This is a genomic window from Anabaena sp. AL93, assembly GCF_001672085.1.
Classification (GTDB): Bacteria; Cyanobacteriota; Cyanobacteriia; order Cyanobacteriales; family Nostocaceae; genus Dolichospermum; species Dolichospermum heterosporum.
Genome location: NZ_LJOU01000070.1, coordinates 22,260 through 35,157, shown reverse-complemented (window position 1 = coordinate 35,157; position 12,898 = coordinate 22,260). Strand labels below are relative to the sequence as shown.

8 protein-coding genes and 1 tRNA gene are annotated in these 12,898 nt (G+C 37.7%); 5 read left to right on the top strand and 4 right to left on the bottom strand.

The window, feature by feature from the left end; translation table 11 throughout:
* Positions 1-477: 477 nt before the first annotated feature.
* The 4 genes from AN486_RS18000 to AN486_RS17985 form a co-directional block, all read right to left on the bottom strand.
* The gene (locus AN486_RS18000) at positions 478-717 is read right to left on the bottom strand and encodes a 2Fe-2S iron-sulfur cluster binding domain-containing protein (RefSeq protein WP_027404651.1); all 240 of its coding nucleotides are present in this window, start codon (positions 715-717) and stop codon (positions 478-480) included.
* 55 nt (positions 718-772) lie between these two features.
* Positions 773-5,860 (bottom strand): WD40 repeat domain-containing protein, encoded by a 5,088-nt coding sequence (locus tag AN486_RS17995; protein WP_168634715.1) that lies wholly within the window; start codon positions 5,858-5,860, stop codon positions 773-775.
* Positions 5,830-7,167: a P-loop NTPase fold protein gene (locus AN486_RS17990; protein WP_053540558.1), complete on the bottom strand. Its 1,338-nt coding sequence runs from the start codon at positions 7,165-7,167 to the stop codon at positions 5,830-5,832. Before AN486_RS17990 ends, AN486_RS17995 begins: the two co-directional genes overlap by 31 nt.
* A gap of 517 nt (positions 7,168-7,684) precedes the next feature.
* The gene (locus AN486_RS17985; protein WP_053540557.1) at positions 7,685-7,888 is read right to left on the bottom strand and encodes a hypothetical protein; all 204 of its coding nucleotides are present in this window, start codon (positions 7,886-7,888) and stop codon (positions 7,685-7,687) included.
* A gap of 835 nt (positions 7,889-8,723) precedes the next feature.
* On the opposite strand from AN486_RS17985, the gene AN486_RS17980 reads away from it, so the two are divergent.
* From AN486_RS17980 to AN486_RS17960, 5 genes are all read left to right on the top strand, one after another.
* Positions 8,724-8,855: a hypothetical protein gene (locus AN486_RS17980; RefSeq protein WP_257720882.1), complete on the top strand. Its 132-nt coding sequence runs from the start codon at positions 8,724-8,726 to the stop codon at positions 8,853-8,855.
* 209 nt (positions 8,856-9,064) lie between these two features.
* Entirely contained in the window at positions 9,065-9,847 is a 783-nt protein-coding gene (gene tatC / locus AN486_RS17975; protein ID WP_039199284.1) for a twin-arginine translocase subunit TatC, read from the top strand.
* Positions 9,848-10,277: 430 nt separating this feature from the next.
* Positions 10,278-11,315: a pyruvate dehydrogenase (acetyl-transferring) E1 component subunit alpha gene (pdhA, locus tag AN486_RS17970; protein ID WP_096668532.1), complete on the top strand. Its 1,038-nt coding sequence runs from the start codon at positions 10,278-10,280 to the stop codon at positions 11,313-11,315.
* Positions 11,316-11,823: 508 nt separating this feature from the next.
* Positions 11,824-12,693: an aldose epimerase gene (locus AN486_RS17965; protein ID WP_290601908.1), complete on the top strand. Its 870-nt coding sequence runs from the start codon at positions 11,824-11,826 to the stop codon at positions 12,691-12,693.
* 62 nt (positions 12,694-12,755) lie between these two features.
* Positions 12,756-12,827, top strand: a tRNA-Lys gene (locus tag AN486_RS17960).
* Positions 12,828-12,898: the final 71 nt, after the last annotated feature.

The following is a 12,898-nucleotide window of genomic DNA, read 5'->3' as shown; positions in this document are numbered from 1 at the left end:
TAAGTAGGTGAGCGTTGAAAATTGTCGTTATGGCAAGGCAAAAGGCAAGAGGCAAGAGGCAAGAGTGAAGAGGGTTTGGGCGATTTTACATTTCTTTACACAGTTTGGTTTTATTGTGTTCACCTACTTAATAGCAGAAGTTGTCTTTTGATGACTAAATAACCCAGAAATTTTTGAGTAAACTTTAGTTTACTTTCGCTATTAGCCCGGAAATTCATTTCTGGGTGGGTGTGGAAGCCAACAAATAAGCCATCTGTAGCCTAAGTTGACACCAATGAAGCTCTTGCTTTACCCCTACACATCTGGGTTCTTTGTCATTTGGCAAAAGTTTAAATCTCACCCGTGTTTAGTATAAATAGCATAATCCTTGACAAGAAACCATTGCTAGACATACTATATACCTATTCTGCTTATATACAGGCTTGTTTCTTCCTTGCGCCTTTGCTTCTTAGCATCTTTGCGCGAAACAAAACATAATTACCAAGTTGGATCACTAAAAAGATGCACCGTCAACTTCTCTTTTCCCGGTGGAACTGCGGTAATACAAGCCCGAATAACTTCCCCATCATCTAACTCTACAGTACAAGCGTGACAAGTCCCCATCAGACAACCCGTAGGAATTGATACCCCAGCCCGTTCCGCCACATCTAACAACGGTTCTCCTACTTCAGCATTGACAGTAATATCATCTGGTAAAAAATTAATTTGCATAGTTATAACAGGTTTTTATTGCTTAAAAAATAGTTAAAAAGAGTAATTACGAATTATGCCCCTAATCATCTTGACACAAAGTGCGGTAACTTTGCTCTCTATCGCCATCTTTCCTAGTCATATTTGGATTATACAGTAAATAATCTTTTAAAATATGGCAATTACTTTTCAATAAACTTTCTAATGTAATATCTGACAACTTGCGTAAAATTACATTATCTTTATCACTACCAGCAGCCAATATTTGACCATCTGGACTAAAACTAACACTACTCAACTCTTCAGAATCACCTTTTAACATTATCAATAAAACACCTTCTCGATTCCACAACCTGAGTTTATTATCACTGCTTACTGCTAGAGTTTGACCATCTGGACTAAACTTAACACCAATAAAAGCATCACCATACCCCATCAGAGTTTTTTGTAAAATACCGTTCTCACCCCAAATTTTCACCGTACTATCAAGGCTAACTGAAGCTAATAATTTACCATCAGGCGACCATGCTACACCATTTACCCTGCGAGTATGACCAGTTAAATTTTTGATAACTTCCCCATTCCTTGTCCATATTTTTACTGATTTATCATCACTAGCAGAGGCTAAAAATTTACCATTAGGACTAAAACTCACCCAATTAACAGCATCAGTATGGCCATTTAAAGTTTTGAGTAAAGTCCCATCTCGCCTCCATAATTGAATTGTTTTATCCTTACTAGCAGAGGCGATAATTTTACCATCAGGCGACCACGCCACAGCTAAAACTATATCAGTATGACCATTTAAAGTTTTGAGTAAAGTCCCATCTCGACTCCATAATTTAATTGTTTTATCCTTACTAGCAGAGGCGATAATTTTACCATCAGGCGACCACGCTACACCCCAAACTTGATCATTGTGACCCGTGAATATTTTTAGTAATTTACCATCTCGATTCCAGATTTTTATTGTTTTATCCAGACAACCACCAACAATAGCATTACTATCAGGACTAAAACTAATACTTGTCACCCAATCATCATTAGTTTGGGGATGATGCAAAGTCAGACTATCCCAACGCCATAAAATAATATTTTTATCCCTACCAGCAGATGCTAGAGTTAGTCCATCAGGGCTAAAACTGACACTATTCACCCAACTATTATGTCCTCTCAGAGTTTCTACTAAATTACCATCAAGACTCCAAATTTTAATTGTTTCATCCATACTCGCAGATGCCAGAGTATGTCCATCATTACTAAAATCAACACTAATAACACCGCTGCTGTGTCCAGAAAGAGTTTTGAGTAATTGACCTTTTCGACTCCATAATCTGATTTTTTTATCCATACTAGCAGAAGCAAGAATTTCACTATTAGGAGACCAATCTATAGCGACAACAGCATCTTTATACTCCGACAAAGTTTTGAGTAACTGACCTTCTCGACTCCACAATTTTATTGTTTTGTCAGCACTACTAGAAGCAAGGATTTTACCATCATGTGACCAAGCTACAGCTAAAACAGCATCTTTATGACCTACTAAAGTTTTTAGTAGCTTACCTTCTTGACTCCAAAGTTTGATAGTCTGATCTGTACTAGCAGATGCGATAATTTTTTCATGAGGATGAAAACTCACACTATTTACTACAGATGTATGACCGAGTAAGGTTTTTACGAGTTTACCTTTTCGATTCCACAGTTTAATTGTTTTGTCTTGACTAGCAGAAGCTAACATTTGACTATCAGGGGACCAAGATAGACTATTTATCACATCATCATGTCCTGATAAAGTCCTCACTAAAATTCCATTAGGACTCCAAAGATTAATTGTTGTATCTGCACTAGCTGAAGCTATTAAAGATTTATCAGCACTAAATGTCACCATTCTCACCCCCGATAAATGACCTTCTAGGCGGTTACGTTCTTTGACTCCGTAAACCGCTTGATATAGTGCAGTTAATACCCTTTCTTGAGTAAAAGTATTTCTCCATAGAGTTTTTTTTAATTTTCTCCCTGCTTTTAAACTTTCTTTAAGGGCATCAATACCTTTTTGAGAAGCAAATAAAGCCTCACTGGACGCACTTAGAGTTTTCATTTCACTATCTGTAGACGTAATCACAGAAGTAGTTAAGCCAAAGATAGCAATAATAGAAGCTGTTAAGGCTATTTTTAGAGCAATATTTAATCTAATTGCAGTTAAACGTTGTTTTTCCTGGCTATCGGCTAATTTTGCAATCAACTCTTTTTCTTTTAATTCTGTTCGCAAATGTTGGATTTCTGCTTGACTTTCTTCTTCTCGCTTGCGTAATTCTCGTAATTCTGACAGTAAATTATCTCCTTGGGGATTGTGGATATGTTCTAAATTAAAACCGTTTTGATTTTTTCTTAATTCACTTTTAAGACGTTCAATTTCTTGATAACTATTTCTAACTTTATCCCGTAATGTATTAATTTGTACCTGTAATCCAGATTCTTGTCGTTGTAAATGACGAATTAAGCTGACTAAATAATCATGAATTAATTGATAGCGTTCAGGAACATTGGGAAATATCACAACTAACCCAGAGCGAATTAAAATATCTAAAATTAACTCTAATTTACTAGAATCTTCTAACTCTGAGAGTTCTAATGTTAATTCTGCACGGGTTTTAAAAGGTCTTTTGTTATTATTGTCTGTTAATAAGTATAAAACTAAGAGAGCAGCCCGTTCGTTTTCTCTCCCACATTCTTTAATTAATTCTTGAATATATGTTTGAATTAACTTATTGGGACGATAGGGTTCATACTGTGCAAGAGTAGTAATATATTTATCTTGTAATTGTGCGCCTACCAATTGCAATTCTATCGGACGAACTTCACCCAGTTCTGAAGACAAATCCGCAACTAAAGCATCAATTAAATCTGGTTCTAATTTGACTTGGGAGTAATAATGTGAACGTTCAGTTAATTTTTGAATGATTTTTCTGGCATTTTCAGGAGAAAAGTTATTCAGTTGATAACGAATATTTTTATCAAGAATATTATTATTAATTGCCTCAATTGATGAGAGATATCTAAAATCTAGAAGGCGATGTAAATAATCTTCGCGCAAAGTTAAAATAACTTTCACAAAAGATATACTTAAACAATTACTAATAAATTGATCAAATGCTTGTTTTTCGTGAAAATCTGTATAACCAAAGAAAAATTCTTCAAATTGGTCAAAAATTAAAACTGTAATTAAATGATTATCTGCATTTTCTCGTAATTGTTGTAAAATGTCATTAGCAGTTATCAGAGGACAAAACTTAGATCGAGATTCTGTTTCAATGGCTGATAGTTTCCCCATTTCTAACATAGCTTTGGTAAAAGATTTTCCTAATTCTCCTAACCAATCTGTATAAACTTGGAGGACAACTGGTACAGCAATTTGATCACCAATAGCGCGGTTTTGTAGTGCGGGAACTAAGCCAGCAGTGACAGTAGAACTTTTACCAACACCTGACTGTCCATGAATAACTATTAATTTTTGGTCTGCACGACTAATTCTACCAATTAAGCGATTAACATCAGATTCTCTACCAGAAGCGGCAATTTCTAAGGCTATACTATTACTACCAAATGTAGATATTAAAGTGGGGTTGGTGACTTGTCTTTGAGGTTGTAACCGCCCAGCCCCAATAAAGGAGACAAAACCATATTGTTGTTCTACAGAATGGAGCTTTTGTTTAATAATATAGGCTTGAAGATAGTGTCCTATTTGAAAGTATAATAATCTTAAATTATGTAATAAGCGAATGTAACGATGGGGATCATATTGATGTTCACTGTTCTCTAAGGCTGATGATAGTTGTTGAGATGCTGTATTTATATATTCTTCTGCTACCGTTATTTGTTTTAGATGATTGAGGGCTTTGGCTAAAGTTAATAAATAAATTTGTTCTAATATCAGAGGAAATAAATAATTATTTGATTCTGGGTGATTTTTTGCTGTTTCTAATTGTAGTAGTGATATATGCCCTAAAATACTAGCTTGTATCCAGTTTGAATTATGTACGGCTACCTGTGCTAAAAAACCATAATCACAAGCTAATTGAATTCTTCTACCATATATTTTATGTAATTCTAGGGATTTTTTAGCGACAACTTGTAATTCTTTCCATGATTTTAAGCTATATAAGACTTCTAATAATTGGTCAATAAATTCTGAAACTAAATCTATCCGTCCAGCAATTTCAAATGTTTGTAAACATTGCTGAAAATATGTTTTGGCTGATTGCCAATATGTTTCTCTTGATTTGGGGTTTTGTTCGGCAAGACGACAGTAACATAATCCAATATAAAATAATAAAATTGACTGTTTTAAAAAATCAGCACAAGATGAATTAGATAATCCTGCTGTTATATCAGTTGCATATTCTGTCAGTTCTAAATCTTCTTGATGATGCCAAAAAGGCAAACTTTTCTGAAAGTTATTTAAGGCAGAATCAATCCGATTATTGACATAATCATCTATGCCAAAAATAAATTCTAACTTAGCATTTAATTCTGCTTCGATTCCAATCCCCCTATCATACAATTCTCTAATTGCATAATGGAGTTGGTCGCTACTAATCCATACTTGTTCTAAGGTGACAGTATGAACTTGAGCATAATTACTTTGTAAGACTCTTGTAAATAAATCGTCAGTTTCTTGGTGGAGAAATTCTAGTAATCCAATAGAAGTCATTTCAAATCTAATTGGTGTAGCTGCCCAACTCGCAAAATCGGGAGCTAACCGCATGATTTTTTGTAAAACTTGATCATTTACCCAAAAAATTATTGGGGTTTGATAACGTTTACGAAATTCGTCTCGGACTTGATTAATGGAACGCAAGAGATCATCTATTTCATAGATTGATTCAAACCCCATAATCATTAATCCAGCAGGTTGATCAATGGTAAGTTGTGATTGAATTGTTGTATATAAACTTGTAGTTTTTTTATCTAAAGTAATACTTTGAATGCGCTCATTTCCCCAACCATTAATTGCTAGTTGCTGCTGGATAATATCTCGCAGGAATTCGTAGTTACAGCACAGTAAAATAACTGAAAACTGATTTTTAGAAAAGGTAATTGCTCTTTCTAAACTACGTAAAGACTGTTGGTTAGCAGCGATTATATTCTCTGCTTGCTGTCTTTTAAGCATAATTTAAATTTTTCCATTTCTGCTAAAACTGGGTTAACTGCAAACCACACTCCTTGGTGATCACGATATTCAAATATGAATAAACTGCGTAATAAAATATCGTACTCTACATTGCCTCTAACTCGTTGATCTTGAAGTACCTGCAAGATTAATTCACTTTCTTCCATATCAATGGCATTAGCCCGGTAATCTCGTTGTCTTTGAATTACTAATTCTACACATTGGCGATCAAAAGGTGGATCTTGTTCTCGCAAACAATCAAATAGTAATCCTAATAAGTCGCGGACATGACCACCACTAATCAGACATAAACGATCCAGAGTTTCTAAGTTATCAAATAATTGAGTAACTAAATTTAAGCGATCGCCTGGTAACATATCAGGAAAGGCTCTGGCTAAGACCATTTGGCGCATCAATCCCAGTCCTTCGGTATGAATTTCTCCACAACGTTGACGCACGGGAATCATCGGTAATACTTTCGGTGCGACTCCACCTCCTAAACGGTGTTGTAATTGGGCGCTTTCATTGGAAAATGTCAGGGCTAAGGGAATTGTATAAACCACATGACAATGTAATTTTCTTAATTGTTCTCCTCGATCAATGAATAAGTATTCGGGAAGCGATCGCCCAGAAGGTAAAGGACGAACCGCCACCCTATCCAAGTTATCCACAATCACCACCAATCCCTTCTTCCCTCTGGCTTTTAGCTCCAAATTAGCCCGGTCTAACAGTTCTTTATTAATTGATTGTAAGATATTTTCTGTGCGTGGTTCTAGATAGTCTCTTAACCGTCTGCGTAACTGAGGGCTTTCTTTGGTTTTTGCCGTAATTTTAGCAATTCCCACAGATAACTCGGCTTCTACTCCCAAGTCTAAAGGAGTTTGCAGAAAATCTACCAACTCCCCAAACAACTTAGTAAAGTAACTAGGCTGGACACGCAGTTTCATCGCTTCCAAGTTTTTACTCACCAAACCAGCGATCGCTAACAGAATATCTGTAATATCTATATCTACCATTTCCAAAACATGAGTAGACTCAAAATAGACAACATGAAAATCCTGCGCTTCCAACTCAGCCTTGAGTTTTAATAATTCCGTAGATTTTCCACAGCCCAAATGTCCTGTAAATAACTGACAGGTTGGCGTATTTGGAGATATCTTAGTAATAGTCCGCAGCAGAGCTTCAATGATCTTCCCACCCCGGACTGAAGTAAAATCAATATAATACATCCGGTCGTCTACATTCTCAATCATCAAGGGACGGGAAGGATTACAAGCCTGATAAAATCTTTCTACATTAAAAAGCATAAAAAATCCAATTCACGCTGTAATTGTCACAACATCATCTGTCACAATCTTTTTTACAACGGAAAACTAGACATATCCGCAACAACTTGGTATGTAAATATAACTAATTTTATCTTTTTCTTCACAGCCTCACCCCACCCAGTCACCAAAGCAATTTACTTACATTAAAATTTACACTGATGACATACAGCAGTTCCCGATGTTATTAGGTACAGATATTAATGATGAAACTCTTTTGGTGCGGGCAAGATGCCCGCTATGTCTACCTCATAAGAGAAGAAAGTGCTGTAAAGGACATAAGCAAAAAACTGTAGGGTAGGGAAACCCCGCCCTGAATGACTAAATTGTATTGCATCCAACTGATAACCGCCACAACAATTGAATCACTCCCTCTACAGAAGCAACCCAAAACAGGCAAAATATTGAAAGTTGATAAAAAACTTGATGTTCTGACAAATCTAGTCAAACACTAATTACGTAGCCTCAACTGCAATTATTACTTTGTCATCGAAGCATATTAATCCTTGCATTTACCCTTACGAATACAGTCACCTGATTGTTCATCTCTAGCAGACATACCCACCACTAACTGTGATTGAGAATAATTTCCGATTCTTACCCCTGCATTGTCAATGGACAGCTTATTCCCTGCAAAACAAGCACTGGAATTGTACAGATAGACAGACAACACCATTAGTCCTAAACCAATTGTTTTTTTCATATCAAAACTCAACTCAGAATGCTATTGCGTAATCAACAACATCATCCTGGTCAATGAAAACTTGTGAATCAGCTAATGGTTCTCAAAATTGCCATAAAAAATCTGCCCATAGCATCAAACAAGACACCACAAACAATGCAAACTTAAAGCGCATTAGTTTATCTTGTCTATTCATTGCAAAGACTAATCTAGACTAGTGTTGGATATTACCCAACTACATCCTTGATTTATCTCAGAATGAACAAACAAGTTATTGTTTTCATTGATTCATAAATCCAAAGTTAGATTTATGACTGCTAAATTAACTCTTACCCCCCTGGCAGAGTTAATTTAACCACAAGATAACGTTCTTTCTATCTGTACAAATTCTCTGAGAAAAACCCGGAGAAAAAAATCTTTTTTTGACCAGAAACAAAAATAGATATTATGCGTCATTAAATAAACGACGTAATCTAAAACACAGTTATATCTAATCACCACCAGAGATTATTTTTTCGTAATCATGAAAAAATGACTCATCACAGGGGATATAGCTAATTAATATTCACCAACTCATACTGAGTTCTAAATTAATACTTAATAAATAAGTATTAATGAATTAATAGTGCCAGAAAAAATTATTGTACTAATTAATACTTTTAAGCAAAAAATAATTACAAATATAAAAATAAAATCAAAGATATAAATATTACTAAAAATAAATAGGTTTGCTGAATAAGTTGTCTGTCAACCCGAAAATGACGGGTGAAGGCAATCAGCAGGAGCAGAGGAGGGAAGAACAGAAGTTTTTTCCGATCATTACCCGTCAAAATAAATTTGACGAACTACTAGGAGTATGGCTAACGCCACGCTGCGCTATCAGGAGGTAGGGGCGCAGGGACTGCGCCCATTCAGGAGTATGGCTAACGCCACGCTGCGCTATCAGGAGGATTTAGAAGAAGTTATACTCCGCAAGGGAATAAATTGAGCTTTTGCTTAAAGTTAATTTTCCTGACTCATTAGATATCTCCAGAAATTAAATATGCGTGACCTGAAACCCTTGTAGAGACGTTCCATGTAACGTCTCTACCATCTTTTTTGGAGATGTCTATTGACAACTTCAAGAGTTTTCAGACCTATTCCTTATAGAATAGTTAACAAAGATTGCCTAACAACCGATTCCCACTCCTCTTACTCATGACCTCTTCACAAGACGTAGATACAATCAAATCCCCTAACTCAGACCCAGAACCATCTATCAGCCCCCTAGATGAATTACCAGGTGAAGTGGAAATGTCCATTTTCGACCATCTGGAAGAGTTGCGACAAAGAATTTTCTATTCCCTCATAGTAGTGGCAGTGGGTATTATCGGTTGTTTTATCGTAGTTAAACCCCTAGTCCAGCTACTAGAAATCCCCGCTCACGGCGTAAAATTTCTGCAATTAGCCCCCGGAGAATTTTTCTTTGTCTCCATGAAAGTTGCCGCCTATGGTGGTTTAATCCTGACCACACCCTTCATTCTTTATCAAATCATTCAATTTGTACTTCCTGGTCTCACCGTGCGCGAACGGCGGTTAGTCATTCCCGTAGTGCTAGGTTCAAGCATATTATTTGTATGCGGCTTAATCTTCGCCTACATTGCACTCATCCCCGCCGCATTGCAATTCTTCATTAACTATGGTGCTGATGTTGTAGAGCAACTGTGGTCAATTGACAAATATTTTGACTTTGTGCTGTTATTGTTATTTACCACAGGACTAGCATTTCAAGTTCCCGTCATTCAAATCTTGCTGGCTACCTTGGGAATTGTCTCCTCAAAAATTATGTTAAAAGGCTGGCGTTATGTCATCATGGCAGCAGTAGTTTTAGGAGCAATACTCACACCTTCCACCGACCCTCTCACTCAAAGTCTTTTAGCAGGAGCAGTCTTAGGACTATACTTTGGTGGGATTGGACTAGTGAAACTCACAGGTAAGTAGTTGTCAGTTGTCAGTTGTCAGTGGTTAGTGGTCAGTGGTCAGTTACTGCACAGAATTATCATGTCTGCGTTTATCTGCGTTTATCTGCGTTTAATTATTCTTAAAATCTTATTTCATGCGGCTTCATTTACTTGATGAAATTACATTAAGTAGGTGAACACAATAAAACCAAACTGTGTAAAGAAACGTAAAATCGCCCAAACCCTCTTCACTCTTGCCTCTTGCCTCTTGCCTTTTGCCTTGCCATAACGACAATTTTCAACGCCAACCTACCTAATTGTTAATCGCTATGCAGAAAGCCAGTTATCCTGATTGTTACCATATAAAATAGGTTTTGATAAATTAATTTTGTCAACGCCGGCTAATTTATAGCTAACGTAAACAAAGACAAACTTAACTTTAACTTTTACAATAGGAATACTTCACCAGCATGGCTCAAGAGCGCACATTACCCACATTTAATACTGCCACAGTCCAAATCACCAAAGAAGAAGGACTAGGCTTATATGAAGACATGACATTAGGGCGTTTATTTGAAGATAAATGTGCCGAAATGTATTATAGAGGAAAAATGTTTGGATTTGTCCACCTGTACAACGGACAAGAAGCAGTTTGTAGCGGCATTATTAAAGGTGCAATGCGTCCCGGTGAAGACTTCGTTTCCAGTACCTACCGTGACCACGTTCATGCTTTAAGCGCCGGAGTCCCCGCCCGCGAAGTCATGGCAGAATTATTTGGTAAAGCCACAGGTTGCAGTAAAGGGCGCGGTGGTTCAATGCATATGTTTTCTGCTGAACATCGCCTATTAGGTGGTTATGCTTTCGTAGCCGAAGGTATTCCTGTGGCTGCTGGTGCAGCTTTCCAATCTAAATACCGTCGGGAAGTTCTGGGAGACAAAACCGCCGACCAAGTAACCGCTTGCTTCTTTGGTGACGGCGCTGCTAACAACGGTCAATTTTTTGAAACATTGAATATGGCAGCTTTATGGAAATTGCCGATTCTTTTTGTGGTAGAAAATAATAAGTGGGCAATTGGTATGGCTCACGAACGCGCCACTTCCCAACCAGAAATTTATAAAAAAGCCAGTGTGTTTAACATGGTGGGTGTGGAAGTTGACGGAATGGATGTTTTAGCTGTCCGTCAGGTAGCACAAGAAGCCGTAGCCCGCGCCCGTGCTGGTGAAGGTCCAACCTTAATCGAAGCCATGACCTATCGCTTCCGGGGTCACTCTCTCGCTGACCCAGACGAACTTCGCAGCAAGGAAGAAAAAGAATTTTGGTTTGCGCGTGACCCCATTAAGAAGTTAGCTGCTTATTTGGTGGAACAAAATCTCGCCACAGAAGCAGAATTGAAGGATGTGGAAAAGAAAATTCAGGCTGTGATAGACGAAGCAGTTAGATTTGCGGAAACTAGCCCTGAACCAGATCCTAGCGAGTTATATCGCTTCATTTTTGCTGAAGACGTTTAGATTGGGGACTGGGGACTGGGGACTGGGTAATCAGGGAATATCAAAAATAGATTGAAGGTATGATTTTTTTCTCACGCAGAGGCGCAGAGGCGCAGAGAGTAAGAGTTTGAGCATAGCGGTATGCACTCTTTGTGAGATCCAGTCAGCAAATCGCAAAGCCCGTAGGGGCGCAGGGTCTGCGCCCTCGATTGTATTGTATCCTAGTGCGATCGCCATTTTTATCTTGTTCCCAGTCTCTGACTGGGAATAAATTCAAGAAGGCTCTGCCTTCAATTAAGATTTAGAGGCAGAGCCTCATCAACTGCATTCCTAGTCAGAGACTAGGAACGAGATGTGGTAAAGACTTGAGTTTAAATTTCTTACAGGTTTGAGATCAAATGATCATGGTGGAATTTGTTAGCACGACAACCTACAATTGGGGAGAAAGGTAGAAAAATCGCAATATGTATTGCCAGTTTCCTCTTGCCTGTTCATAAGCACAAATTACCACACCAATCTACTGGCTATTATGTTTACCATTGAGATTCAAGAACAACAATACAAAACCTACATCCTGTCTGATAAAACCGCTGGTACACAAATAGAAGTCGTCCCAGAAAGAGGTGGTATCATTACTCGTTGGCTGGTGCAAGGTCAAGAAATATTTTACCTAGACGCTGAACGCTTTACCCATCCTGATTTGAGCGTTAGAGGTGGTAATCCCATTTTGTTTCCTCTTTGCGGTAATTTACCTGATAATACTTACAGCGTTGATGGAAAAGAGTATACCATTAAACAACATGGCTTTGCTCGTGAATTGCCTTGGACAGCAACAGCGCAAAATACAGCAGATAAAGCTAGTGTGACTGTAGTTCTCAACAGCAACGAAGAAACAAAGGCAGTTTATCCGTTTGATTTTCAACTCGCTTTTACCTACGAACTCCAAGGCAATACTTTAGTAGTGCGTCAGGAATATAAAAATCTTTCATCCACTCCTATGCCATTTTCCGCTGGTTTCCATCCTTATTTTCTCTGTGGGGATAAAAATCAGCTAGAAGTGGAACTTCCCTCTACACGATATCAAGATAACAAAACTAAGGAGTTTCACACCTTTGACGGCAAATTCGACTTTAACCAAGATGAAATTGATTTTGCTTTTGGGGGACTCACCAGTAAATCAGCCACAGTCACAGATAATAGCCGCAGCTTGAAGCTAACCCTAGATTACGATGATTTCACTACCTGGCTAGTGTTTTGGACTGTCAAGGGCAAAGAATTCTACTGTCTAGAGCCTTGGAGTGCCACCCGCAATGCTTTCAACACTGGTGAAAACCTGACTATGTTAGCGCCTGGAGCCAGTTGTACTGCTTCTTTTCGGTTAACGGCAAATTTTTTCTAGAAACCCCTTGACAAAACCATAGCTGTTGATGGTATATTGATAAAGTTGGAAAAACAGCAAAAGGGTGGCTAACTCAACGGTAGAGTACTCGGCTTTTAACCGATTTGTTCCGGGTTCGAATCCCGGGCCACCCATTTTTAAGACTTAAGTATAATTGCCTCTGCCAGTTACAAGATGTAAAATCATCCAACTTAGAATAAAATTC